The organism is Agreia bicolorata, assembly GCF_000938265.1.
GTDB classification, from domain to species: Bacteria; Actinomycetota; Actinomycetes; order Actinomycetales; family Microbacteriaceae; genus Agreia; species Agreia bicolorata.
Genome location: NZ_JYFC01000002.1, coordinates 273,787 through 298,834, shown reverse-complemented (window position 1 = coordinate 298,834; position 25,048 = coordinate 273,787). Strand labels below are relative to the sequence as shown.

26 protein-coding genes are annotated in these 25,048 nt (G+C 66.4%); 11 read left to right on the top strand and 15 right to left on the bottom strand.

All coding sequences use genetic code 11. The features are described from left to right. The first annotated feature begins 8 nt into the window (after window positions 1-8). Window positions 9-656 (top strand): hypothetical protein, encoded by a 648-nt coding sequence (locus tag TZ00_RS04900; RefSeq protein WP_044439735.1) that lies wholly within the window; start codon window positions 9-11, stop codon window positions 654-656. Between the two features lie 92 nt (window positions 657-748). Beyond that, window positions 749-886, top strand: coding sequence for a hypothetical protein (locus TZ00_RS19910; protein ID WP_161793730.1), 138 nt, complete (start codon window positions 749-751; stop codon window positions 884-886). Between the two features lie 11 nt (window positions 887-897). On the opposite strand, the gene TZ00_RS04895 is transcribed toward TZ00_RS19910, so the two are convergent. The 4 genes from TZ00_RS04895 to TZ00_RS04880 form a co-directional block, all read right to left on the bottom strand. Further along, window positions 898-1,212 (bottom strand): chorismate mutase, encoded by a 315-nt coding sequence (locus TZ00_RS04895; RefSeq protein WP_044439734.1) that lies wholly within the window; start codon window positions 1,210-1,212, stop codon window positions 898-900. 87 nt (window positions 1,213-1,299) lie between these two features. Continuing rightward, window positions 1,300-1,722 carry an organic hydroperoxide resistance protein gene (locus tag TZ00_RS04890; protein WP_044439733.1) on the bottom strand — a complete coding sequence of 141 codons (423 nt, stop codon included), beginning with the start codon at window positions 1,720-1,722 and terminating at the stop codon, window positions 1,300-1,302. Between the two features lie 63 nt (window positions 1,723-1,785). Further along, on the bottom strand, window positions 1,786-2,433 hold the full coding sequence (locus tag TZ00_RS04885) for a GNAT family N-acetyltransferase (protein ID WP_044439731.1): 648 nt from the start codon (window positions 2,431-2,433) through the stop codon (window positions 1,786-1,788). 5 nt (window positions 2,434-2,438) lie between these two features. After that, window positions 2,439-3,725 carry an adenylosuccinate synthase gene (locus TZ00_RS04880; protein ID WP_044439729.1) on the bottom strand — a complete coding sequence of 429 codons (1,287 nt, stop codon included), beginning with the start codon at window positions 3,723-3,725 and terminating at the stop codon, window positions 2,439-2,441. A gap of 144 nt (window positions 3,726-3,869) precedes the next feature. On the opposite strand from TZ00_RS04880, the gene TZ00_RS04875 reads away from it, so the two are divergent. Then, window positions 3,870-4,502, top strand: a complete 633-nt coding sequence (locus TZ00_RS04875; protein ID WP_152631088.1) for a Pr6Pr family membrane protein — start codon at window positions 3,870-3,872, stop codon at window positions 4,500-4,502. On the opposite strand, the gene TZ00_RS04870 is transcribed toward TZ00_RS04875, so the two are convergent. Both TZ00_RS04870 and TZ00_RS04865 read right to left on the bottom strand, forming a co-directional pair. Continuing rightward, window positions 4,499-5,149 carry a hypothetical protein gene (locus TZ00_RS04870; RefSeq protein ID WP_044439727.1) on the bottom strand — a complete coding sequence of 217 codons (651 nt, stop codon included), beginning with the start codon at window positions 5,147-5,149 and terminating at the stop codon, window positions 4,499-4,501. The two genes, TZ00_RS04875 and TZ00_RS04870, sit on opposite strands and share 4 nt — an antisense overlap. 1 nt (window position 5,150) lies before the next feature. Beyond that, window positions 5,151-5,636 carry a DUF3151 domain-containing protein gene (locus tag TZ00_RS04865; protein ID WP_044439725.1) on the bottom strand — a complete coding sequence of 162 codons (486 nt, stop codon included), beginning with the start codon at window positions 5,634-5,636 and terminating at the stop codon, window positions 5,151-5,153. Between the two features lie 60 nt (window positions 5,637-5,696). Here TZ00_RS04865 and TZ00_RS04860 point away from each other — a divergent pair, with 60 nt between their 5' ends. Then, window positions 5,697-5,966 (top strand): thioredoxin domain-containing protein, encoded by a 270-nt coding sequence (locus TZ00_RS04860; protein WP_044439723.1) that lies wholly within the window; start codon window positions 5,697-5,699, stop codon window positions 5,964-5,966. Here TZ00_RS04860 and TZ00_RS04855 read toward each other — a convergent pair. Together TZ00_RS04855 and TZ00_RS04850 are read right to left on the bottom strand one after the other, a co-directional pair. Continuing rightward, window positions 5,963-6,379 (bottom strand): hypothetical protein, encoded by a 417-nt coding sequence (locus tag TZ00_RS04855; protein WP_152631087.1) that lies wholly within the window; start codon window positions 6,377-6,379, stop codon window positions 5,963-5,965. The genes TZ00_RS04860 and TZ00_RS04855 overlap by 4 nt on opposite strands. Window positions 6,380-6,408: 29 nt before the next feature. Beyond that, window positions 6,409-6,804 (bottom strand): hypothetical protein, encoded by a 396-nt coding sequence (locus tag TZ00_RS04850; RefSeq protein ID WP_044439719.1) that lies wholly within the window; start codon window positions 6,802-6,804, stop codon window positions 6,409-6,411. A 192-nt stretch (window positions 6,805-6,996) separates the two neighbouring features. On the opposite strand from TZ00_RS04850, the gene TZ00_RS04845 reads away from it, so the two are divergent. The 3 genes from TZ00_RS04845 to TZ00_RS04835 are packed head-to-tail and all read left to right on the top strand — an operon-like array spanning window position 6,997 to window position 10,462. Continuing rightward, a complete protein-coding gene (locus TZ00_RS04845; protein WP_044439717.1) occupies window positions 6,997-7,704 on the top strand; it encodes a TetR/AcrR family transcriptional regulator in 708 nt (235 codons plus the stop codon). After that, window positions 7,701-8,459 (top strand): hypothetical protein, encoded by a 759-nt coding sequence (locus TZ00_RS04840; protein ID WP_052521292.1) that lies wholly within the window; start codon window positions 7,701-7,703, stop codon window positions 8,457-8,459. Before TZ00_RS04845 ends, TZ00_RS04840 begins: the two co-directional genes overlap by 4 nt. Next, on the top strand, window positions 8,456-10,462 hold the full coding sequence (locus TZ00_RS04835; protein ID WP_044439715.1) for a YhgE/Pip domain-containing protein: 2,007 nt from the start codon (window positions 8,456-8,458) through the stop codon (window positions 10,460-10,462). Before TZ00_RS04840 ends, TZ00_RS04835 begins: the two co-directional genes overlap by 4 nt. Window positions 10,463-10,464: 2 nt before the next feature. Here TZ00_RS04835 and TZ00_RS04830 read toward each other — a convergent pair whose 3' ends face one another. From TZ00_RS04830 to TZ00_RS04820, 3 genes are all read right to left on the bottom strand, one after another. After that, on the bottom strand, window positions 10,465-13,296 hold the full coding sequence (locus TZ00_RS04830) for a hypothetical protein (RefSeq protein WP_044439713.1): 2,832 nt from the start codon (window positions 13,294-13,296) through the stop codon (window positions 10,465-10,467). Then, window positions 13,297-15,177 carry an HSP90 family protein gene (locus tag TZ00_RS04825; RefSeq protein WP_044439711.1) on the bottom strand — a complete coding sequence of 627 codons (1,881 nt, stop codon included), beginning with the start codon at window positions 15,175-15,177 and terminating at the stop codon, window positions 13,297-13,299. A gap of 72 nt (window positions 15,178-15,249) precedes the next feature. Beyond that, complete coding sequence (locus tag TZ00_RS04820; RefSeq protein ID WP_044439709.1) at window positions 15,250-16,782, bottom strand: molybdopterin-dependent oxidoreductase; 1,533 nt, start codon at window positions 16,780-16,782, stop codon at window positions 15,250-15,252. 107 nt (window positions 16,783-16,889) lie between these two features. Between TZ00_RS04820 and TZ00_RS04815 the strand changes: the two genes are divergently transcribed. Beyond that, window positions 16,890-18,545, top strand: a complete 1,656-nt coding sequence (locus TZ00_RS04815) for a sensor histidine kinase (RefSeq protein WP_044439708.1) — start codon at window positions 16,890-16,892, stop codon at window positions 18,543-18,545. Then, window positions 18,542-19,702 (top strand): GGDEF domain-containing protein, encoded by a 1,161-nt coding sequence (locus TZ00_RS04810; RefSeq protein ID WP_044439707.1) that lies wholly within the window; start codon window positions 18,542-18,544, stop codon window positions 19,700-19,702. The genes TZ00_RS04815 and TZ00_RS04810 overlap by 4 nt, the downstream gene beginning before the upstream one ends. 1 nt (window position 19,703) lies before the next feature. Here TZ00_RS04810 and TZ00_RS04805 read toward each other — a convergent pair whose 3' ends face one another. Beyond that, window positions 19,704-20,312 (bottom strand): hypothetical protein, encoded by a 609-nt coding sequence (locus tag TZ00_RS04805; RefSeq protein WP_044439706.1) that lies wholly within the window; start codon window positions 20,310-20,312, stop codon window positions 19,704-19,706. A gap of 126 nt (window positions 20,313-20,438) precedes the next feature. Between TZ00_RS04805 and TZ00_RS04800 the strand changes: the two genes are divergently transcribed. Both TZ00_RS04800 and TZ00_RS04795 read left to right on the top strand, forming a co-directional pair. Then, window positions 20,439-21,884 (top strand): glycosyltransferase family 2 protein, encoded by a 1,446-nt coding sequence (locus TZ00_RS04800; RefSeq protein WP_044439705.1) that lies wholly within the window; start codon window positions 20,439-20,441, stop codon window positions 21,882-21,884. Next, window positions 21,881-22,243 carry an Hpt domain-containing protein gene (locus tag TZ00_RS04795; protein ID WP_044439704.1) on the top strand — a complete coding sequence of 121 codons (363 nt, stop codon included), beginning with the start codon at window positions 21,881-21,883 and terminating at the stop codon, window positions 22,241-22,243. Before TZ00_RS04800 ends, TZ00_RS04795 begins: the two co-directional genes overlap by 4 nt. 3 nt (window positions 22,244-22,246) lie before the next feature. Here TZ00_RS04795 and TZ00_RS04790 read toward each other — a convergent pair whose 3' ends face one another. From TZ00_RS04790 to TZ00_RS04780, 3 genes are all read right to left on the bottom strand, one after another. Then, window positions 22,247-23,164, bottom strand: coding sequence for a response regulator transcription factor (locus TZ00_RS04790; protein ID WP_044439703.1), 918 nt, complete (start codon window positions 23,162-23,164; stop codon window positions 22,247-22,249). Between the two features lie 89 nt (window positions 23,165-23,253). Beyond that, window positions 23,254-24,312 carry a glycoside hydrolase family 6 protein gene (locus tag TZ00_RS04785; RefSeq protein WP_052521289.1) on the bottom strand — a complete coding sequence of 353 codons (1,059 nt, stop codon included), beginning with the start codon at window positions 24,310-24,312 and terminating at the stop codon, window positions 23,254-23,256. Further along, a complete protein-coding gene (locus TZ00_RS04780; protein ID WP_044439702.1) occupies window positions 24,309-24,986 on the bottom strand; it encodes a TrmH family RNA methyltransferase in 678 nt (225 codons plus the stop codon). Before TZ00_RS04780 ends, TZ00_RS04785 begins: the two co-directional genes overlap by 4 nt. Window positions 24,987-25,048: the final 62 nt, after the last annotated feature.

Sequence of the window (25,048 nt, the reverse complement as noted above, 5' to 3'; positions counted from 1 at the left end):
TCCACCTGATGACTGACCAGACCACCGAGACGACCGCGGACGCCATCGGTTTCGGCTACGCCGAGATCGCCTACCTGCTCAAGCGCATGTCGACCCCCGAAGCCGAGATGAGCGCACGAGTGCTGCGCCTCACAGAAGAGATGCAATCCGACGTCCTTCCCGTTGCCGGCGCGTCCTCCCTCCTGGGCCGGGGCTTCGCCACGGTCGTCGACGAAGAGATCGAGGTTGGCGAGGCGGCGCTGCCCGTCGCGTACGCCCTCGGACGCGCCACGCTGTGGACGGAGATCACTCTCATCCACGATGAGATCGCCGACACCGTTGTGCACGTCGAGTCGGATCCGGTCTCACTGCTGATGCAGCCCAGAACCCTGCTCACCTGGTTCGTCTTTGCTCAAGATCCCGACGTATCCGGCCCGGACGCCGAACTCGAGATCGTTCAGGAACACGTTCGGCAGCATCCGGGCGGCACGGCCATGCTGCGTGCCCGCGTGGATGGGGCCGAGTCCCTTCTGCTGGTGCGACCGGATGGAACGAAGTGGGCCGTCGGCACGGTCGTCGAGGGCGAACCAGATGTGGTCGAACGCACCGGCCTCACCGACCACGAGCTGCGTGACGCGATCGCCGAGCTCCGCACCACTGTGACCTCCTTGCCGTGACCGGCGAACAGCCACGCAGGCGCCGGTGCTATTACGCGCGTCTCTCCGCGGCCGCCTGAACGTGAGAGAGTATCGAGAGGAAAGGTGCCTCCATGCCCATTGAACTTGCCCAGACCGGATTGACCGTCTCGACCTACATCGTGCTCGGTCTCGTGGTGCTGCTCGTCGGAGCAGCACTCTTCATCGTGGCCCGCGCTCTGCGCCGCCACAACAAGAACAACCAGCTCTAAGCTGCGTGCCGCTACTCGCCTTCGCCGGCGATGCGGCGGTGATGGTGAATGACCTCGGCCACGATGAAGTTCAGAAACTTCTCGGCCAGGTCGGGGTCGAGGTGCGATTCCTCGGCCAACGCGCGCAGGCGCTTGATCTGACGGGCCTCGCGCTCAAGGTCGGCGGGCGGCAACCCATTGGCTGCCTTGAGTTCGCCCACACCCTGGGTGAACTTGAACCGCTCGGCCAGAAGATGGATCAGGGCTGCATCGATGTTGTCGATGCTCTGCCGAATGGCTTCGAGTTTGCGGAGTGCATCGTCGGATGCGGCGGCGGTGTCAGACATATCGAAAACTCTAGCGACTTAAGCAAGTGCGTTCCCTGAGCCTGTGGAAGGGATGCCATCCAGCAGGCTCAGGGAACGCAGGGGATGCTATTCGACGATGTTGAGGACCACAGGCACGTTGCCGTTGATCGCCTTCGAGTAGGGGCAGATGTCACGGTGAGCGGTCTCCGCGATCGTGCGCGCCTCGTCGGCGGTCACGTTCGGGATGTAGATGTCGAGTTCGGCGGCGATCTCGAAGCCGGTGTCTGCGCTCGGGCCGATCGACACGCTGGCCGACACCGCGGCATCCTTCGTGTCGAGCTTCAGCTCGCGACCCACGGCGTGCACAGCGCCGAGGAAGCAGGCCGAGTATCCGGCGGCGAAGAGCTGCTCAGGGTTCGTACCCTCGCCGCTTCCGCCCATCTCGACGGGGGGCCTGGTGTCGAAGTCGAGCCTGTCGTCTTCGCTTCGAACGTGGCCATCGCGGCCACCGCCAGATGCGTGGGCAATTGCAGTGTAGAGAGCGTCCATAAAGACAAGTCCACCACGAAACGGCGTCGAATGCAGCGCCATAGAATGTGTCGTTCTGACGAACTATTGTGTCGCCGACACCAGCTCGACCGGTTGCTCGCCCTGCCTCTCGATGCGCCGCTCGAGGCCCTGCCTGACGGTCGGCCACTCGTCGCTGAGAATCGAGAAGATCGCCGAGTCGCGCCATTCTCCATCGGCACGGCGCATGTCGTGGCGGGCCACGCCCTCGAACGTCGCTCCGAGCTTGGCGATGGCTGATCGTGACCGCGTGTTGAGCACGTCGGCCTGAATCTTGACCCGCTCGAATCCGTTGTCGAAGGCGGAACCGAGAATGAGCAGCTTCGCTTCGGCGTTGACCGCTGTGCCCCAGACCCTCGGGTCGTAGGCGGTCCAGCCGAGGTGCGCGTAGCCGAGCGACAGGTCGAAGTCGCCGAGCGTCGAGGTGCCGACCAACAGTCCGTCGTGCTGCCCGCCGACGAGGCGCACCGCGTGCACATTGGCGGCATCCCACGCGTAGTACGACTCGGCGAATTCGGCGAAGCCCTCGAGCGTGTCGCGGTAGGCGGCGGGCCCGCCGCCGTAACCGCCCGCGAAGACCTCCGGATGCCCGATGACCGCGAACAGCTCCGGCACGAGTTGCCGGGTCAACGGCTCGAGCGAGATGAAGCGCCCTTCGATAACGTCACCGTAGGGCGGCCGTGTGCACGGCACCGCTGCTACTCGAGCAGGTCGTGACGCACAACGATCTCGTCGCGACCAGGGCCGACGCCGATGGCGGAGATGCGCGCCTTGCTCATCTTCTCGATGGCGAGCACGTAGTTCTGCGCGTTGATCGGCAGATCAGAGAATTCGCGGGCACCCGTGATGTCCTCGCTCCAGCCGGGGAACTCTTCGTAGATGGGCACGGCGTGGTGAAAGTCGGACTGCGACACGGGAACCTCGTCGACGCGCACTCCCTCGACGTCGTATGCCACGCAGACCGGGATCTTCTCGAGCCCGGTGAGCACGTCGAGCTTGGTGAGCACGAAGTCGGTGACGCCGTTGATGCGGGCGCTGTAGCGGGCGATCGGCGCGTCGTACCAGCCACAGCGGCGAGGCCGCCCGGTGGTGGTGCCGAACTCGAAGCCCTGCGAACGCAGGAACTCGCCCGACTCATCGAAGAGCTCGGTGGGGAACGGTCCCGCGCCGACGCGCGTCGTGTAGGCCTTGACCACAGCGATCACGCGGTCGATGCGGTTGGGTGCGACGCCGGAACCGGTGGCCGCGCCGCCCGACGTGGCGTTCGACGAGGTGACGAACGGGTACGTGCCGTGGTCGACATCCAGCATCGTCGCCTGGCCGCCCTCGAACAGCACCGTCTTGCCCTCATCGAGCGCTCGGTTGAGCACGAGCGAGGTGTCGGCGACCATCGGGCGCAACCGCTCGGTGTAGCTCAGCAGATCGTCGATGACCTCGTCGGCCGTGATGGCGCGGCGGTTGTAGACCTTGACCAGAATGTGGTTCTTGAGGTCGAGTGCGCCCTCGACCTTCTGGCGCAGGATTCCCTCGTCGAACAGGTCTTGGATGCGGATACCGACGCGGTTGATCTTGTCGGCGTAGCTCGGGCCGATGCCACGCCCGGTGGTGCCGATCTGCTTCTTGCCGAGAAAGCGCTCGGTGACCTTGTCGAGGGTGCGGTGATAGGCCGTAATGACGTGGGCGTTGGCAGAGACGAGCAGCTTCGACACGTCGACACCGCGGGCCGCGAGCGCCTCGAGCTCGTGGAACAGCACTTCGATGTCAACGACGACGCCGTTGGAGATGACCGGCGTGACGCCGGGGCTCAGGATGCCTGACGGCAGCAGGTGCAGAGCGTACTTCTTATCGCCGACGACCACGGTGTGGCCGGCGTTGTTGCCGCCGTTGAACTTGACGACGTAGTCGACCCGGTCGCCCAGGAGGTCGGTGGCCTTGCCCTTGCCCTCGTCGCCCCACTGGGCGCCGATGAGAACGATCGCTGGCATGAATGTGTCCTATCGGTCAGAAGCCTCGGTATCGAGGAGTGGCCGGAACCCGCTAAGAGATTCCACCCCATAGTAACGGAGGACGCTACCCGGCACCTCGCGCGGAGGGCCAACCGGCAACGCGGTCCGCTACGAATCAACGTCATGAGCAGAAGAGTTGTGGGCGTGGTGCGCCTCGTGGCGGGCGTCGGGCTATTGGTGACCCTCGTCATCCAGATCGCCGACAGGGTCGTGAACAACGCCTTCGACCCGTGGGAGTACTTCAGCTACTTCACCATCGAGACGAGCATGATGAACATCGTCGTGTTCGTGGTGGGCGGCGTTCTCGCTCTGCGCCTGCCTCGCGACACCACCCTCTTCACCACCGTTCGGATGGCGACGCTCAGCTACGCGATCGTGACCGCCGGCGTCTACAACCTGCTGCTCCGAAACGTGCCCTACGACGGGTTCCAGGGGCTCAGCTGGCCCAACGAGGTCATCCACGTCTGGATACCGCTGCTCATCGTTCTCGACTGGCTCATCTCGCCCGGCCGCCCCGCGCTCAGCTGGCGTGCGCTGAGGGTCGTGATGATCTACCCCGTCGCCTGGCTCGCATACTCCCTGATGCGCGGCGCCGTGTCGAACGGCATCTACCCCTACCCGTTCCTCGACCCGGCGACCGCCGGATGGGGCAGCGTGATCATCTACATCGTGGCGTTGAGCTGCGTCTTGGTGGGTCTGGGATCGCTGGCGGTGCTGTTCAGCCGACGCCGTGTCCGGGCCGCAGCAGGAACTTAGAGAAAGTAGTAGTACCTGTTGCCCTCGAACTTCTCTTGAAAGGTCTGTTCGCTGTCGACTCTAATGTTGAAGGTCTCACGCGGTATCGCACCGAACTCGTCCTTCTTATGTATCGCCCGCCAGATGACATCCGTCCACCGCTCGCGTTCCGCACTCTCGGCGAATTGCGCCACCTGAGCATCGGTCTCGAGGAACACGACAGCCCCGGTCCAGATTCGCACGGCCCTGATGAGCGGATGCGCCAACTCCGCCTTGATCCGTTCGATGTCTTGCGGCGTGAAGTGGAGATAGATGTCTGAGCGGGCCTCGCCCGCGAAGGATTGGGGGACGACGAAAGGCATCGGCTCGTCTTCGGACAGATCAGCGAGCACACGAGTACCGATGACGCGCTGCTTTTTCGAGTCGTAGTTGCCGCCCTTACTGTCAAACCGCGCCGCCTCGGCATCCGTCTCGAGCCACACCGCAACACGCAGACGGTTGGGTTCACGAGGCAAGCGCCCACGGTCGGCCAGAACAGCCACCACGGAGACGCCATACCTCTTCGCGATCCAGTCCATCAGCTCGCGATCCTGAGGCGACACGGGCGTTCGCCCTCGAACGATGTCTGCGACAGTGGCGAACGCCGTGGCGTCGGCGACGATGTTCACCTCAGTCTTGACCCCTGATGATGATGGCCTCGGTCACCGGCTGGTCGGTGACGGGACGGATGGTCGCCTCGATGGCGTCGATCGCACGGGGATCTGACATCTGCAGGAAGTCGCCGAGTCGCTTGACCTCGTCGACCTCACCGAATGCCTCGGCGGCGCGGCGCAGCGTGTAGAGCGACAGGAGCACGCCGCGGTTGGGCTCGTGCGACCAGGGAACGGGCCCCTGCCCGCGCCAGCCGCCCTTGCGCAGGGCGTCGAGGCCACGGTGGTAGCCAACCCGGGCATAGGCGTACGACGGGAGCACCGCTCCGACCGCCCACAGCTCTTCAGACAGCAGCGCCCACAGCAGCGACGATGTCGGGAACTGCTTGACCAGCTCGCCAAGATCGGCCGCCGTTGCCGGGGAGCGCTCCGCGAGCGCCTCCATAACAGCTGTGTCTTCGGGAAGGAGTGTCTCGGGCAGGCCGAGAAGGTTGTCGCCGCTCATATCTCGATGGTACGCCAGCGCCGTCGGGAATCCCGGGGCCGCGATCGCGTTGCACTCTGTATGCCCCTCTCCGTGCACCTCTACAGTTCGAGCTTCTGCGGGGCGTGCACCCAGACCCGTAGCGTTCTCGAGCAGGTGCGGCCATTCGTGCGCGATCGAGTCGCCTTCAGTGAGTCGAACGTTGCGTCGAACCCCGATGACGCCGAGCGGGCGAACATCATCGCGACGCCGACCGTCGTGGTTCGCGACGAATCGGGCGCGGAGCTCGCCCGCGCATCCGGTGTGCCGACGGCCGACCAGGTGTTGACCCTGCTCGCCCGTCACCTCTAGACAGGTGCCGGCTTGCTCCAGTCGATGCGCAGGGATGCGGGGTCTGCCGGATTGAGCGTGACGGCGATGCGCGCGCCCGGCACCAGGCGAGGAATCTGACCCATGTCGAGGGCCGCGCTGTGCGCGACCGGCAACGGGATGCCGCCGGGAAGGCTCACGAGCAGCTGCAGCTCGATCACGGTGCGGCCCGAGATCATCACGCCGGTGGGCGCGAACTGGGTGATGGTGGCCGCCGCGTCGACGCGACCAACCTCGCCGTCAATCGGACCGGCAGCGAGCGACTGCTCCGCGGACTGACGCTGGGCCGCCATGGTGGCCAAGGTCTGGTTGGCGCCGTTCATGCCGGCCTGCATGCGAGCGAGGTCACCCTTCACATCGCTCTTCTTCTCCATCTCCTCGGTGAGTTTCATCACCTTGAAATAGTTCGATATCAGGCCCATGATCAGGCGGCCCGGTAGATGGCGTTGAAGCGCTGGGCGACGCCGGGGTCGGCGGAGAGACGGGTGTTCCAGCCCTCGACGGCGACGGCCCAGTCGGCCGGAGCGACGCCGAACGATGCGGCTACTGCCGGCAGCTTCGACACGTCGTACCCGTAGGGAGCGATGCCCTTGGCGATGCGCGCCCAGAGTTCGATGTCGACTCCGGCGATCGGCACGAGGTTGGCGGGGTTCGGCTCGATCTGCACGGGCGCGCCGAACCCGTAGGCACCGGCGGAGAACCCCGCTGCGGGCGCCTGCATGGCCTTCGCCTGAGCTGACATTTCATTGGCCGACTCGATCAGGCCGGGAGCTGCGTTCAACATCGCGCCCATGTCGCGGAAGCCTTTGATGATGTTCATTGTCGTCTCGATTCGTGTTGGTGTGTCTGTGGTGTGGTGCCGGGATTCGGCGATGAGACAACTCTCGTCTGACGTGCGCTGCGGCGACTGAGCAGCAACTACTCACTGCAGTTCAGACGGCTACCCAGAATGAGTAGCTGAGCAATCACTGAATAACTTGCACACGAGTGTGCAAGTTATTAGAATCGACCGGTGACCGACACCAGCACCTCCCCACGCCGAGCATCCCGGCCTCCACGCGCGCGCCGGCGCGATGCCGCCGAGAACAGGCTCGCCATCCTCGACGCCGCGATCTCCGAGCTGAACCACAACCCGGATGCGTCGCTCGAGACGATCGCATCGGCCGCCGGTCTGTCGCGCCGCTCGATCTACGGCCACTTCAGCACACGCGACGAGCTCATCGCCGAGCTGAACGACCGCGGCATCGCTCGGGTGACCGCCGCGCTCGCGCCCATCCAGCATGCGGATGCCCGTGTCGCCCTCGCATTGGTCGGCGCCCGACTCTGGAGCGAGGTCGAAGACGTGCGCGTGACCGCCCAACTGGCGATCCGCGGCCCCCGCCGCGAGATCGTGGCAGAGGGTCTCGAACCCGTTCGCCGCGGCCTGCTCGCCATTGTTCGACAGGGTGTCGCCGCGGGCCAGCTGCGCACTGACATCGAACCCCGCACACTGGCCCGACTCATCGAGGGCGCCGCCGTCTCGGTGCTCGACGAGGCCGTTCGCGACGACATCTCCTACGAGGAGGGCCACCGACTCGTCATGCTCGTTGCACTCAGCACGGCGGGTCTGTCGTGGCGAGAGGCTGCAGAACTCATCGACGCCTCGCCCGAGCTTGCGCTCGAGGCCCAGCCCGAGGCATCCACCAGCCTTTCGGCACATTCATCGGGAGCCCAAGCATGAGAATCGACCTCATCGACGTGACCGCGGGCGAGGGCGCGGATGCGCTGCGCCCCACGACGGTCGGCTTCGAAAGCGGCGCCGTCACCCTCGTGGCGACAGAAACAGCCCAGCGGCCGACGCTCCTCGCGCTGATCGCGAGCGGGCGCATGATCCCCGAGCATGGCTCGGTGACCCGCGACCCCGAGGTGAGCGGCGACGAGCTGCGCGCATCCGTGGCCGTGGTCGATGCACCCGATATCTCGGAGCCGGCGGCCGGACTGCGGCTCGACGGCATCGTGCAGGAGGAGCTGATGTTCGCCGAGCTGCCCTCGTCGTCGAAGGCTGTTCTCGAGACGCTCGACACGCTGGGCGCACGCGAGTTCGCCCGCACCCCCATCGAACATGTGCCGGCGACCGTGCGGCTGCACGTGCTCGCCGAGCTGGCGGCCCTGCGCGAAGACGTCGATGCGATCGTGCTCACTTCGCCCGACCGGCACGGCGGCGACCCGCTCGAGTGGTACCCCGTCGCCGAGGGCCTGGCCGAGCGCGGCTACGCCGTTCTTGTGATCGCGGGAGCAGCATCCGCCGCACTGCTCGATGCGGCGCTCGCCGAGCCCGTGCCCACGGTGGCGCCGAAGCACGTGCTGCCCGAAGTGGCTGCTGAGGAAGACACCCAGCCCGATGCCGTTCGGCCCAACATCGTAGAAGAAGCCGAAGTCAGCGAAGAACCCATCGTCGTAGAAGAACCCGAGATCGTAGAAGAAGACACGAAATGACCATCGTCACGCTCGTCCGCACCGAACTTCGCCGACTCACCTCATCGAGGATGGGGATCCTGGCGCTCGTCGCGCTCATGTGCGTTCCCATCATCTACGCGGGGCTCTACCTGTGGGGAAACAACGACCCCTACGGCAACCTCAAAGACGTGCCCGTGGGCCTCGTCGTCGAAGACACGGGAGCCACGCAGACCGACTCCGACGGCACGACCTCGACCGTGAACTACGGCGACGAGGTGCGCGACGAGCTGCTGAAAGACAACAGCGTCAAGTGGATCGAGGCCACCGCGGCCGAGGCGAAGACGGGCGTCAGCGACGGCACCTTCGACTTCGTGCTCACCCTCGGGAAGGACTTCTCGACAGACCTCACTTCGCCGACCACCGCGTCGCCGAAGCAGGCGTCGGTCGAGCTCACCACAAACGACACGAATAGCTTCCTGGCCACCACGATCGCGGGGAACGTGGCCGAGAAGGTGCGCTCCTCGATCGCCGAGAAGGTCGGAAAAGAGGCGGCACTGCAGTTTCTCGACGGCTTCGCCGACGTGGGCACGAGCCTCGAGACCGCCATCGACGGAGCGAACCAGCTGGCCGACGGCACAACAACCGCGGCGAACGGCTCAGCCCAGCTCGCGGCAGGCGCCGCCTCCGCCAACGACGGAGCACAACAGCTGGCGACTGGAGCGTCGCAGGCGAACACAGGGGCCTACGACCTCAGTTCGGGGCTGCAGCAGCTCGCCAATGCGACGTCGACCCTGCCCTCGGACACGGCGGCGCTGAACACGGGAGCGCAGAAGGTCGCGGCGGGTAACGCCGAGCTCGCAACGTCGGGGGCCGAACTCGCGGCCAAGGCAAACACCATCGCGACAGATGTTCCACAGGCTCAAACGGACATCACCGCGCAGGTGAACGAACTCCTGATGAACAAGGTCATCACTCAGGAGCAGGCCGACAAGATCCTCACCGCCCTCAACCCCCTGGGTCAGCAGGTCGTCGACGCCAACACCAAGATCCAAGATCTCAACGGCAAGCTCGCGGCCCTCGCCTCCGGCAGCCAGCAGGTCGCCGACGGCACAGCAGCCCTTGCCGCCTCGGCCCCGACCCTGGCCGGAGGCATCTCCGACGCGTCAACCGGTGCCTCCGCCCTGGCCGCGGGCACCCAGCAGCTGGCTGACGGCAGCGCCACGCTCGCCGCGGGCACGCCTGCGCTCGCATCCGGCGCCGCCGATCTGCAGACCGGCATCCTGAAGCTCGACGACGGAGCGCACAAGCTGGCGACCGGACTCAGCGACGGGCTCGGCAAGCTGCCCATCGAGACGGCCGCGCAGCGCGAGAAGAGCGCGTCGATCATCTCGGACCCGGCGGCCATCGACACGAGCGCCGTGACCAAAGCCAGCGCCTACGGTGCAGGAATGGCGCCGTTCTTCATCAGCCTCGCCGCGTGGATCGGCATCTACGCCCTGTTCCTCATCATCAAGCCGCTGTCGAAGCGGGCGCTCACCGCTCTCCGCAAGCCCGTGCGGGTGACGGCGGCGGGCCTGATGACCCCGGGCATCCTCGGCGCCGTGCAGATGATCGCCGTGTTCGGCATCGTGACCCTCGCCCTCGGCTACTCCGTGGCGAATCCACTGGGCATGCTCGGATTCATGATCGTGACCTCGGTGACGTACGCCGCGATCATCTTGGCGCTCAACGTCTGGTTGGGCAGCGTCGGGCAGTTCCTCGGACTGGTGCTGATGGTGCTGCAGCTCGTGACCGCCGGCGGCACGTTCCCCTGGCAGACGCTGCCCGGCCCGCTCGCCGCGCTGCACCACGCGCTGCCGATGGGATACGCGGTCGACGGCATCCGGCAGCTCATGTACGGCGGCAACCTCGCGCTGGCATGGGCCGATGTGGCCGTGCTGCTCGCGTTCCTTCTCGGTGCGCTCGCCCTCTCGTGGCTGGGCGCACGTCGCATGACGAGAACGCGCACGCTGCGAGACCTGCGCCCCTCGCTGATCGGCTGAGGTCAGCTCGCGTCGATCGAGGCGCGAGCCTCCGCTGCTTCAGCGTGCCGGCCCAGCTGTTCGAGAGCGTCTCCCAACTCGAGCGTTGCGGCGACGTGAGCCTGCGGAACGTCGCCGAGGCGCTCGAGGGCGCCTCGGTAGATCGTGACTGCCGCCTCCGCGTTCTGCTGCGCGACGAGCATGCGGGCGGCGAGCAATTCGGCGAGCCCCGCAGCGACCTCATCGCCGGATGCCGCGTAGCCGTCGGCCGCCGAGAGCGCCACGGGCACCGCCTCGGCGAGACGGTCGAGCTGCTGCAGCGCTCGAGCCTTGGAGTCGGTGACATCGGCGATGAGCCACTCCGCCTCCTCCGCTCGCGCGATGGTCAGTACTTCATCGAGTTCGGCGAGCCCGGCTGCGTCTCCGAAGCTGCAGCGAGCGCGGCCCAGCGTGTGCAAGGCCTCGACGAGCAGCTGCAGCTCGTCGGCGCCGCGGGCCGAGGCCAGAGCCTCCTCGAGCACCGAGACGGACTGCTCGTCTTCGTATGCCAGCAGGAGTCCGCCGAGCGCGATACCTGCGTGCGTCGCACCACTGGGGTCCTCCGCTTCGGCGTAGAGCTCGATCGCCCGGCTCCAGGCGCCGTAGGCCGACGACCCGTCGCCGGACTGCCTGTGCGCCTGACCCAGCCAGAACAGTGTCTCGGCTCGGGCGCCCGCCGTCGCATCCGACGAGACTTCGGAGGCGTAGACGTCGTCGAGAACCTCGGCCGCGGCCTCTGGCTGGCCGGCCTGAACGAGCAGCCGACCCAGGCCGTACCGCAGCCCGTCGACATCCGGCCTCTCGGCCAGCTCGGCCTCACGAACGGCAAGGCGCCACCGGGTCACGGCCTCGTCGAGGCGGCCCGCGTCGCGCAGCAGCGACGCGCTGAGCACGGCCGAGTCGACCATGCCGGAGCGGTGGCCGAGCCGGGTCCACAGTGCCAGCGCCGCGTCAGCAGCCGCCAGACCTGGCTCGACTTCGCCCTCCGCGCCGGCGAGCTGAGCCAGAAGATGATGCGCGGTGGCGCGGAACGCTCGATCGAGGTCGAACTCGAGAAGACGATCCAGGGTCGACACCGCTTCGGCGAGCTCGTCGGTTCGCGCGAGCGCGTGTGCCAGGAACATCAGAGCCGAGATCCACATCGGGCTGTCGGGCGTCTCCTCGAGCAGCTCCACCGCCCGACGAAAGAGCACCAGAGCATCTTCGGCGCGCCCCTCCTGCAGGTGCACCGAGCCGAGCGTGAGCGCGAGGTCGGCGCGGGTCTCGCTGTCGGCACCCCGCGCATCCGCCGCCTGCAGGGTCATCTCGAGAACGTGCACGTCGTCGTCGACGGCCGTGCCGAGCATGATGAGCCCGAGCACGACCTCGATGTCGGCCTGGTCGTCGCAGCCCATGTCTCGCAGCACTGCGATGCGATCGATCTGCCGAGCCGCTGCCTCGTCGAGGTCTCCCGCCGCAATGAGAGCCTGAATCAGCACGGCGTAGAGCAACGACCGGATGCGTCCGGCCGGGCTCCGGTCGAGGGGCTCGGCCTCGAGGCGGCCGGCCTCAAGACCTCGCCTGGCGGCGGCCAAGGAGTCGCCGTAGGCGCCCGTGCCCATCAGCTCCCGGGCGCGCACGAGCCAGCCCGCGGCATCCACCGGGTCGGCCTCGGTCGCCGTCGGGATGCTGGGAAGGAAGCCCTCGCCCTGCATCGGCAGGTCGAAGTGCTCGTCGGCGAGGGCACGAGACTGCTCGACGAGACTGCTGTGCCGGTCGTTGCCGTTGCGCTCGTCGAAGGCGCGGGCCAGACTTTCGGCGGCACGCCAGGAGGCTTCGGCGAGCTCCGCAGCGCTCCACTCTCCCTCGTGAGGCCCGAAGAACGGCTCGAGCGCCGCGGCCCCCGCACCGCGCACCGCGGCGTCGCCGTGGCCGCTTCGAACGACCGCATCGAGCAGAACACCGAACGCGCGCAGCGCAGCGAAGTGCGCGCGGGCATTGAGCGAGTCGTGGGCGAGCCAGCCGATGTGGCGCTCGAGCAGGGTGAGGCCGCGAGCAGCATTGCCGGTCACCGCACAGAAGACGAGATGGTTTGCGATGATGCCGATGTTGTCCGAGTTCGACCGCGCCAGCCTGTAGCTGCGCAGATGCGCCGCCTTCGCCGTCTCGAGCTCTCCGGCCCGAAGCCACGAGAGAAGCCCCCGGCTCAAGGCCGTCTCCGGCTCTTCTCCGCAGCTCAGATTCTGTTCGACGATCTCGTCGAAGCGCTCGATCGCCTCCGCGTCGCGGCCGACCGATGCGAGGTAGGCGGCGTCTTCGCTTCGCACGCAGGCGTCGCAGTGGCTGTAGTCGTCGCGCGGTTCGCGGCGAAGCGCAGCCCGGGCGTTCTCCGCCTCTACGTCGCTCAGGTTGTCGACCGCGTCGTCGAAGCGTGCCTGGAGCACACCGCTCATGCCGACTCCGGCTCTGCGGTATCGCGTCTCCATCTCGTCGAGCACGGCCTCGATCTCGGCACGCGGAAACAGGGGTGACGCACCGAGCGTGCCCGCCATCCACTTGAACTGCCACAGCAGATCGAGCTCGCCGACCTTCAAGGGAAAGCGGGCCGGGTCGCTGTCGTGCTTGCCGAGGCACCAGCCGAACGAGGCCAGCATCGCGTCGGTGTCACCCGTCATCTTGGCCGACGCGGTGAGCCTGAGTCGCGCCTCATAGGCGAGCGTGTCTTCGCCCGCCTCGTCGGCCAAGGCGATCGCCTGGTCGATGAGCGACCGCTCGGCAGCACCGAACGGCAGTGCGTCTATCTGCGTGAACAACTCCAGGATCGTGCTGCTTGACATCTACGACTCGTCGCTTTCTCGGGAGGGGTGATCGGGCAGGCCGACGCTCAGGTGCACCAGGTCTGACAGAGCCGAGGTGAGCATCCGGCGGTCGGCGGTCTGCAGCGGCCTGTGGCCCGCGAGCAGGGCCTGAACGTAGACGAGCTGGATGCTTCGGCTGAAGACGGCGGCATCATGGGTGGTTGCGAGGGTGCGCACCAGAGGGTTGTTCCAGTTGAGGCAGAGCCTCAGGCGGGCCGAGGACTGGCCGCCGCGGCGTGCGGCAGCCGCGGTGTCGACGCGACCGAGCACAGAACCCCAGAGCGGGGGCGCGGCCTCCTGCGAGGCGGCACGGCCGATCGATCGCAGGGCGTCGGGGTCGGCGACCGCGAGCGCCGGAAGGTCGGCCGGCTCGAAGCTCCGCACGTCGACGTCGCACGACACGTCGCGCAACGCCTCTGTGGCGCGATCCTCGAGGGCGTGGGCGCTGGCCCGGTCTGCCATCGGCGGCGAGTCGAGATTGTCGAGTTCTCCGAGCACGGTGACCCGCTCGACGGTCACCCCGGCGACGATGTCGGGCAGCCGACGCACGATCTCCGCGTCGTAGATGTACCCGCCGTTCACGATGGGCGACGAACGGTCTGCGAAGGCCGCGACCTGCCTGAACTCGTCGACGGTCTCGGCGTAGCGCACGTGCGCCGAGCGCTGCATAACAGCGTCGAGCGTCATCGGGCCCGCCGATGTCTCGACAGAGAGCCAGCGGGCCAGCACGCCAGCGAGTTCGTCGTCGTGCACGACAAGCGACTTGAGCGCGACGTGATGGATGGCCACGAACTCGGCGAGACGGTGAGGCTCGGCCAGCGCCTTCTGCAGAATCCATCGGCGAAGCGCCGAACCGAGCTCTGCCCGGGTGTACTCGAGCGACTCGTTCTCGACCAGCTGCTCGCGCGATGCGGTGGGCTGCAGTCCTTCGGTGTCGATGACGGCGCGAACGAAGAACGCCCAGTCGGGCAGCAGCTCATCGATACGCTCACCGAGCAGCATCCGGCCGAGGTAGACACGGGTGGACTGGCGCGAGCCAGGCGGCGGTGCATAGGGAAGCACAAAAGCCGTTCCGCGCGTTGCGGTGCCGGGAACGACGAGCGGGATCGCGTCGAAGGGAGTCGCTCCGAGCAGCTCGGCGCCGTAGGCGACGAGCCCCGCCGACGGTTCCGCGTTCGTGTGCAGGAAGACGGCATCGCGATTGATGGTCTCCTCACCTCCGCGCGGCAGATTGATGTGCACGGGCAGGTCGAGGAACTCGCCGAAGCGGGTCGCGAGGGCGACGATCGAGGCGCTGGACAGAAGCTCGGCCATGCCGGGGAGGGGCACGAGACGGACTTCGGTGCCGATCGCCAGAGCGGCGGTCTCGTGCTCGTCGAGTTCGCGCGCCGTATATGTTCCGTCGGTGGTGCCGATCCACTCGACACCCGGCCCGCCAGCCGCCGCACGCGACCGGATCACGATGCGATCGGCGACCATGAAGCAGCTGAGCAGTCCGATTCCGAACTGGCCGAGGTAGTCGGTTCGCGGCAGGTCGAACAGATCTCGTTTCGACGATCGGCCGACCGTGGCAAGCAACTCCCCCACATCGGCGAGAGTCAGCCCGATTCCATTGTCACGGAAGACGAACTCCGCGCCCTCTCCGAACGCGGGGGTGATCCAGATTCCGCCGCCACCGGCTATGGGTTCTGCCACCTGCTGCCGTCGGGCGATGACGGCATCGCGCCCGTTCTGCAACAGCTCACGCAAGAAGACCTGCGGGCTCGAGTAGATGTGCCTCGAGAGCAGGTCGACCACGCCACGCAGGTCGACCTGGAACGGCCTCGGCGCGCCCGGGTCGACGCCATCTGTTCGAGACAAACTGCTCTCCCTCACGATCTATACCGTCGTTCACAGTACCCGCCGAACGGGGGTCGTGTGGGCCGCGCGGCGTCAGTTCTCGACGGTGACCCGAATCGTGTCCCATCCGGTCGCGCCGCTGGGAGCAGGCGGCGCCTGCCTGTCGGTCTGCGTGTACCCCGATTTGTCGGTCGCTCGCACCGCGATCGTGTGCGCACCGGCCGGGGCCTGCCACTGCAGCACCCACTGCACCCACGTGTCGTCGGAGATGGCGGGCGCGAGCGTCGCCTTCTGCCACGAGCCGTTGTCGACGCGCACCTCGACGCCCGCGATTCCGGTGTGCGGCGCCCAGGCGACGCCCGCGATGGCGACGGTTCCGGATGCGACGGTCTGGCCCGAGAGCGGCACGTCGATGCGCGACTGGGTCACCACGGGGCCGAGGGCGTCCCAGCCCCGCGGGGTCCAGTACCCCTCGGCATCGGCGAAGCGCGTGACCTTCATCTCGGTGACCCACTTGGTCGCCGACACGTAGCCGAACAGGCCGGGCACGATCATGCGTGCCGGAAAACCGTGCTCAGTGGGCAACGGCTCGCCGTTCATGCCGACGGCCAGCAGAGCTTCTCTATTCGGATCGGTCAGAGCCTCGATGGGGGTGCCGGCACTGAACCCGTCGGGCCCCGACGAGAGCACCATGTCGGCCCCCGACTGAACGCCGGCACGCGCCAGCAATTCGCGAATAGGGTAGCCCAGCCAGGTGGCGTTGCCGATCAGCCCGCCTCCGACCTCGTTCGACACGCAGGCGATCGTGGTCACGTGCTCGGTGAGAGGAAGGGCGAGGAGTTCGGCGTAGCTGATCGTGACCTCGGTATCGACGAGCCCCGTGATTTTCAACTGCCAGCCGTCGGGATCGATCTGCGGCACCTGAAGCGCCACGTCAATGCGGTAGAACTGCTCGTTCGGAGTGATCAACGTGCTGATGCCGTCGACGTCGAGGCTCGTGCCGGGGTCGATGGCCGGCGCCGCCGTCGCCGGAGTAGGCAGGGCGATCGCCTGCCGGATGGCGGTGACCGCCGCCGTACTGGCGTTCATCGCTCTGGCGCCGATCGCCACGATCAGAGCCGTCGCACCCGTGACGCCGGCGAAGGTCAGAAACTGCCTGCGCTGCATGCCCGCGTGTGCAGCCTCAGGCACATCGAGCCAAGCACCCAGACGCCGGATGCCCGAGCGCAGCACGAGCACGCCGGCGATCATCCCCAGCACTGTCGGGAACGCCCACAGGGCGCTGGCCTCGGGCCGGGTCTGCACGGCGACGACGGCCACCGCCGAGAAAAGCACCAGAATCGCTACGCCGAGAGGCGGTCGGCGCCGCTCGAGCACACCGGCGAGGGCGGCGAACACGATAACCACGAGCCCGAGGATCACAAAGAGCGCGATCTTGTCACCCGTGCCGAACAGGGCGATCATCGACTCCTTGAGCCAGGCAGGGGCCAGATCGATGGCCAGCTGACCGACGGCGAAGAACGGCGAGGAGGAGCTGGAGACGAAGACGGCCACGGCCTCGGCGGTCGCCAGCACCGCGAGAGCTGCAAGCAGTCCGACGAGGGCGGCCATCCCATGTGTTCGCATGGGGTCGACCCTACGCCGTGAAATCGCCAGAGCGCCTGGGTATTTCACCACGCGAAGCGGTTGCTACGCTACGACATGTGGTAGCTGTTTCGGAGAACAGTAGGGCGATGGTCCGTTCCGCCGTCGAGCGCAGCGTCTTCCTCTCGCAACTGCTGCTCGCCGGCGCAACGCTGGTGCTCGCGATGATCTCATTCGTGGTCGATCCGCTCGCGCTCTCGTCGCCGATGTTCTTCGCCGGAGTCGTCGCCATCTTCGCCGTCACAGGGCTCGCCGCCGCCGTTCCCTGGCGCAGAATCGCCAAAATCTGGATCGCGTGTCTCCCTCTGCTCGACATCCTGGCGATCGCGCTCATCCGCCAGGATCAACCGCAGCTGGGCGCAACTCTTCTCTTCGTCTTTCCAGCGATCTGGATGTCGATGCACTTCGGCTTCTGGGGTGGCGCTGTCTCGGTCGTGCTCCCTGCGCTGCTCATCTGGGGCGGAGAGTTCATGCGCGACAGCGATAAGACGATCGATCCTGCAATCCTTCCACGTCTCGGCATTGTTCCGATCGTGCTCGCCTTCGTCGCCACCACCGTCTATTCGACAACCCGAAGAGCGTCCGCGCAACGGTCGCTGCTGCAGCAGCAGGCCCATCTCTTCGAGCAGGCACTGCAGAGCTCGAGGCGACAAAAACAGACGCTCGACGAACTCTTCGACGCCGTGGACTTCGGTGTGATCGGCTTCGACGGGTCGGCACGCATCAACCTGATCAACAGGGCGCAACGCGAGATGGTTGCGCCCTTCGCTCTCGGCGAGGAATCGATCGTTCCCGCGGTCGTCTACCGCGAAGACCGCACAACGCCCTACGAGGAATACGACAGGCCTATTCAGAGGGCTCTGCGCGGCGAGACGATCGACCGCGAGACGGTCTGGTTCGGCGAGCCCGGAGACGAACAGGCTGCCATCCTCACCTCCTCGCGCCCCGTGATCGACGAGCAGGGCGACTACGACGGCGGCGTCATCGTCTTCCGTGACGTCACCGCCGAGCTGAAGGCCGTGAAGGCACGCGATGACCTCGTCGCATCGGTGTCACACGAACTGCGCACACCGCTGACCTCGATCGTGGGCTATACCGAGCTGGCCCTCGACGAGGACATCCCCGACACGGCCCGCGCGATGCTCGAGGTCACCTCGCGCAACGCCGACCGAATGCTCGCCATTGTGGCCGATCTGCTCGCTGCGGCGAGCGAATCGACGCAAACTCTGCTGATGGTCTTCGCGCCGTGCGATCTGGCCCAGATCGTGCGCGACGGCATCGAATCGATCACCCCTGTCGCGTCCATCAGCCACATCACCTTCACGACTCCGGAGCTCGAGCCGCTGGTTTTCGATGCCGATGCGTTCCGCCTCCGCCAGGTCGTCGACAACATCCTCTCGAATGCCGTGAAGTACAACGTGGGCTATGGCCACATCGATGTGTCGCTGAGAGCGACACCAGACGGCACGGCCGAGCTTCGTGTGCACGACACGGGGCGAGGCATGACGGATGCCGAGCAGGCGCGTCTGTTCGACCGGTTCTACCGGGCCGACTCGGTGCGCAACTCGGCCGTGCACGGCTCGGGCCTCGGGCTCAGCATCAGCCGAGACATCGTGCATCGGCACGGCGGCGAGCTGCGTCTCGAGTCCGCACGAGGCAAGGGCACGACCGCGATCATGTCCATTCCCATGAAAGACCGCGAGCCCGCTGGGGATTCGTCGCCCGAATCGAAGGCCGCCCCATGAACCTCGATGTCTACACTCTGATGACCATGTCGAGCCTCGCCGTCGTGCTGTGCGGCGTCTCGTTTATTCTCAGCACCTCATTCACGCGCAATGATGCCGCCGGCCGCGTCTGGAGCCTCGGGTTCATCAGCGGCATCGTCGTGGCTGCCGGCTACGGCGTCGAGGCGACTGCCCCCGATGCCTGGTGGGGGCTGCTCGTCGGAAATGCCGCCTACGTCGTCTCCATCGGTGCGCTGTGGTGCGGCGCCAGGCGGTACAACCGCCGTTCACGCCGTCTCTGGGTCGTCGCGGCGATCGCGCTCGTGGTTGTCGCAGCCACCGCGCTGCAGACTCCAGGCGCGGGAACCTGGGCTGGCGCGCCGGTTCTCTGGCTCGGACTCGCACTCCTCTGCAGCCTCGGCGCCCTCGAATTCCAGCACGGCAAACTCCGCCGCAATCTTAACGGGCGCGCACTCAGCAGCATTCTCTGGATCGTCGCGGTCTTTATGCTGGCGCGCACCGTAGCCTTCCTCTTCTCCGGAGCGGAAGGCAAGGCCTTCACCACCTACTTCAACTCGGGTGTCGCCGCGGTCATCACGATGGCGCTGATCATCAGCGCGGCGATCACCGTCTCGGTACTGCGGGCCGAGCGCGGTGCAGACAGCGCGGTGGGAGACCTCAGCGAAGGCATCATGTCTCGATCCGGCGTTCTGTCGGCGCAGGCCTTCTCCCAGGCAGCCGGGGACCACCTCGAGCGTGCTGACTCGGCTCGGCTCGGCATGGCCCTGATCGGCGCCGACGTCGATCGGCTGCCCGAGGTGAACATCGCATTCGGACGCGAGACAGGCGATGAGGCGATCTCGGCCTTCGCACAGGCACTCCGCGCCACCGTTCCGGTGATGGCGACCATCGGGCATCCATCGGCCGGCCGTTTCTTCGTGCTGGCCGCCGTCGCCAGCGAGACCGAGGCACTCACGATCGCCGAGCGCATCCAGATCGCACTCGTCGACACACCGCTACCCGAGCGGCAGACGATCAGGCTCACGGCGAGCCTAGGAGTCGCCACAACGTTCGATCACGGCTACTCGCTGCCGGGGCTGACAGCCGCCGTGGTGGAGTCGGTGGAGCAGAGCAAGTCCGCCGGCGGAAACCACATCGTCGTCGGCACCACCGACTGAGCTACTCTGCGATCGCGACGGTGATCTGATCGCTCGCTGTCTGCTTCGCGTAGGTTCCCGATGTCGGGGTCGTCTGAATGAGCAGCTCGTAGGTGAACGAGAGCGTAACACTCGTGGCGGCCGGGTCGATGGCCGGCAGAATGAAGGTCTGGCTGTAGCTGTAGGGCGACTTGATGTCGTAACCAGGCGCCACTGTCGACTGGTCGCTCAGCGGGGCCGGCGCCTCGAGCGATCCATTAGGGCCGGCCACGGCGACGGCGAGACTTACCCGCGACAGGTAGACCCCCTGCCCGTCATCGGTGCCGAGAGCCCCGACCAACGAGAAGCTGATGGGCTTGTTGGAGTCGGCCTTCCACTGATCCATACTCAGGGTCGACCAGTAATTGGCGGTGAGCGCAACGTCACCGGCCTGCAGCTGGTGCTGCGCCGAACCCGTGGCGAGCTCGTTGACGATCGAGGTGATCGTGGCCTTCGGGGTCGGAGTCGACGTCGTCGCGGCGGACGTTGTGTCGACCGCCCACGGGGCCGTGCCGCATCCGCTCATCGCCAAGACGATAACGGATCCGATCGCGGCGGTCGCAGCCGCGTTCTTCCAACTTCTTCGAATCATGCCGCCACTCCCATGCCGCCGCCGGACACCCCCGGGCAGGGGGATGCGCGAATCTTGAGCATATCTTGTGGAGACCTTGCTTTTGGCTTGTCCAAAGCCTGATTTAGCTACGCCAGAGTTGCACTCATGACCAACACGAACCGATACGTGAAGCCCCAGCCGGCCGTCGACCCCACCCTCGCCGCCTACGCGACCGAGTTCATCGGGATCGTCGATGCGCTCCCGAGCTATCGCCCGATGGTTGGCTGCATCGTTCCGGCTTATAACGAGGCCGACTCGATAGCCGAGGTTCTCGAATCGCTCCTCGCACAGACCCGCCTTCCGGATGTCATCCACGTGGTGGTCAACAACTCCACAGACAAAACGGTCGAGATCGCGAGCGAGTTCGCCGGCCCGCACAGCCGCACCGACAACGGTGTGACGCAAGAGACCGAGGTCTTCATTCACGACATCGGAGAGAACCCCGACAAAAAGGTCGGTGCTCTCAACTACGGCTATTCGCTCGTTGAAGGATGCGACTATCTGCTGGGCGTCGATGGCGACACCACGGCAGACTCGACAGCCTTGGAGTCTCTCGAGGCCGAAATCGCATCAGACACTCGCATCGGCGGCATCTCGGCGATCTACTCGATCGACGAAGCTCCCATCACAGGAACGATGGCCAAGTTCCTCATCTCGGGACAGCGCGCACAGTTCGCCGCGTTCAACATGCAGAACATGCTCCGCGGCCGCAACATGGCCGTTCTCGGCGGCCAGTTCTCGATCTTCTCCATCAAGGCACTGCGCGAGGTCATGGCCGACAGCCACCAGGCAACGCCGTGGGTGAAGGACTCGGAGGTCGAGGACTCCCTTCTGTCACTTCAGATCAAGAGCGCCGGGTATCTCACCAAGATCTCGGCCCGAGCCCGCGCCAATGTCGGCGGCATGACGTCTCTCCGAGGCCTCGACGCCCAGCAGGTCAAGTGGAACTTCGGTGCCATCGAGCTCATGTGGCCCGGACAGCGCGGCGACACGAAGGGCCAGCCCTTCCACCCGAACCTGCGTCTGCGCTGGCTCGAGAACTTCTCGATGGTCGCCAACATCGTGACCCGCGGCCTGTTCTTCCTTCTGCTCATTGCGTCGCTCTCGATCGGCGCATTCGTCTTCAGCCCCGTCTGGCTCATCCCGCCGGTCGTCGCCATCGCGCTGAACTCGCGCACCGCCGCCTCAATGAAGAACCGCAGCTGGAGAGACACCTTCTTCGCCATGGCGGTGTTCCCCGCCGAGCTCTACATGTGGGTTCGCATCGGCCACTTCGTTCGCGCGTGGTCGAAGTTCGCCAGTAACAAGCAGGTCGACAACTGGGCCGAGCAGGCCAAGGCCGAGCGCGGATCCGGCAACGCCTACCTCACCCCGCTGCTCGTCGCCGCCGGTATCGTCGTGGCCCTGGTCGTCATCTGGATGCAGCTGCCGATCATGGCCCAGTCGACCATCCTCTGGATCGGATGGCCTGTGCTCGGTGTCATCACCGTTCTGCAGACACTCACCATGTTCGCGAAGCTGGTCAAACGCCACCACGGTTACAAGGTATGAGTCGCCTACTCGATGAGGACGCCCTCCGCGACCTGCTCACTGCGGTGGGATGGGACGAGGGCGCACGTTCCCGCTTCGCCCGCGATTTCGTCAGCCTCTGGGATACCCGTGTCCAGAGGCTGACGAATGCCCTCGACAGCCGCGATGCCTCGGAGGCGCACGTTGTGCTCCTCAGCATTCGGTCGTCGAGCAGGATGATCGGCGCACAGGTCATCGAGGCAACCGCATCTCTGATACTCAGCTCGCTCGATCGTCACGATCTCGACGGGTGCGCCCGTCATCTCGGTCGGCTCGACCAGGTCGGGCAAGAGACGTGCATCGAACTCGCCACACGGTTCCCTCTGAGCGCGAGCGTCTGAGTTCTATTCGTCTGCCGCCGCGAGCCTGTACCCCACGCCGCGCACGGTCTCGAGCCAACGAGGAGTCGTGAGGCTGTCGCCGAGCTTCTTGCGCAGATTGCCCATGTGCACCTCGACCGCCCGCTTGTCGGCCTCGGTGACGTAGTACGCGGTCACGTAGCTCTCGCCACGCAGCAGCAGGGCGAGGTCGGCCTTGGTTCGCACCCGACGCTTCGATTCGACAACCGCAACAAGCAGGTCGAATTCGGTACGAGTGAGGTCGAGATCTCTGCCGTCGAGCGAGGCGAGGCGCATCTCGCGGTTGAGACGAAGGCCGTTGTGCTCGATCCAGCCTTCCCCGCTGTCCTCCGACGTTTCGCGCACGGCCGAGGACGCGGCATCCGGAACGGCAGGCGCGGCATGCGCACCCGTGTGAGGGGCTGGCTCGACTGACGGCGCCACCACGGGAACGACCGGCACAGCGGCGGGCACGGCAGCAGCCGGAGCCTCGGGTGCAGCGGCCGGCGAAGGAGCGGGAGGGGCCGGAACAGCAGGGGCGACCACGGCAGCATCGTCGGCGAAGGCCATACGGGGACGACGGAGCATCGCATCGATGCGCGCCCGCAGCTCGCGAGGGCGGAACGGTTTGGTCAGATAGTCGTCGGCGCCGGCCTCGAGGCCCTGCAGCGTGTCGATCTCCTCGTCGCGCGCCGTGAGCATCACGATGTACGTTTGACTGAAGGTACGCAGGCGCTTGGCCACCTCGAAGCCATCCATGCCGGGCATGCTCACATCGAGAGTGGTGACGATCGGCTCGTAGGCCCGCACTGCCTGAATGCCGTCGTGCCCGTTGCTCGTGGCGATCACGTCGAACCCCGCCTGGGTGAGCACGCTTTCGAGCAAATGCCGGATGTCTGCGTCATCCTCGATGATGACAGCCATCCGTCGCTCTTGCGCGTCAAAGCCCACAGCGATCCCCAATCCTTCGACGTACGGTGCACCCTATCAAAGGGCGCGATCAGCGGGCGCCATTACCAGCCGGCATTCGCGGCGAGCTCGCTCGCGCTCTCGGGCCACCAGGTTCCGGCGGCCGGCCCGCCGTTGCACGCGCCGTCGCTCTCTCCCGGTGGCTTGATCCACAGTTGTGCGTCGAGGTGGCCTGCGTCGGTCACGACGCTCGATGTGACTCCCAGCGCGCGACCCGGGGGATTGCACCACTCGCCATTCGATCCGTTGCCGTTTCGACCGGTGTCGATGACATAGTGCGAGTCGCCCGTGAGCGCGGAGAGTTTCTCGCCGTATGCGCGTTCTTTGACGGTGGCGTTGTAGTTCGACACGTTCGTCGCGAAGCCCCGTGTCTCGGCGATCCCCGCGCGGGTCAGCAGGTCGGCCATCTGTGCGGCGGAAAGCCACGTCGAGTGCCCGCCATCGAGGTACACAATGGCCTTGGTCGACGCAAAGGCGTCGACCGCTCCTTTGATCTCGGCAACACGCTCGTCGACATTGCCGCACTGGGTCGCGAGGGCGAGCGCATCGGGTTCGAGGATGACGATGGCTGATCGGTCGGCGACGGCTCCGGCGATCTCAGCAGTCCACAGCGGGTACTCGGCGGCCGTGAGGCCACCGGCGGACTGGTTTCCGCAATCGCGGTTAGGCACCCCGTAGACGACGAAGATCGGTGTGGATCCCTCAGCCTCGGCCGAGTTGAGGATCTGGGTCACCGTTGCGGCAACCGTCGCGGTCGGGTTTCTCTCGGGCACGAGCCAGATCGCTGTCGGTGCGGCGGCGAGCTTGTCGAGCACCTCGGTGCTGGGCGACGGTGTAGCGGGCAGGCCCGACCCACCGGCGTCGGCGGCGGCCGATGCCGCGGCGGCCCTCGCGGCGAGAGAGTCGGGATCGACGTAGAAGGAGTCGCCCTGCAACGGATTGTCGATGGCGGCCTCGCCATCCGAATCGGTGCCGGACGCCGACTCCGACGATGCGATGGGCGCCGAGACCAGGCCGGCGAAGACGACCCCGAGAGCGACTATCGGCAGGGTGAGGGCCACGATGGCGATCGCTACCCCGATTCGCGAGCCTTTAGACGTCACGTCGCCAGTGTATCCGCGGAGGAACCGTGGAACGTGACGTGCTGCAGAATCCACGCGTGCATCGCTACGGCCGCGGCGGCCGATGCATTGATCGAGCGGGTCGAACCGAACTGGCTGATCTCGACGATCGCGTCGGCCGCCTCGAGCGCCGGCGCCGAGAGCCCGGGACCCTCCTGACCGAAGAGCAGCACGCACGAGGCCGGCAGGGGGAACGTCTCGATAATGACGCTGCCCGGCACGTTGTCGATCGCGATCACCGGCAGGCCCGCATCCGCCGCCCATGCCACGAAGGTCTCGACGTCGGGATGGTGGAGCACATGCTGGTAGCGATCGGTCACCATCGCGCCGCGCTTGTTCCATCGCCTGCGCCCGATGATGTGCACGGTGTCGGCGCCGAACGCGTTGGCACTGCGCACGATCGATCCGATGTTGAGGTCGTGCTGCCAATTCTCGATGGCCACATGAAACGGGTGGCGGGTGAGATCGAGGTCGGCGACGATCGCCTCCATGCGCCAGTAGCGATAGCGGTCGATCACGTTGCGCGAGTCGCCCGATGCCAGCAGCTCGGGATCGTAGAAGTCATCGTCGGGAAGTTCGCCCCGCCATGGGCCGACTCCGTTGGTGGTGAGTTCGACAGACGGATTCTGCTCGGCGGGAATCGGCTCATCGGACATCCCCTCAGGCTACCGGCCCGTTCCCTGAGCCTGTCGAAGGGCATCTCGACAAGCTCCACGAA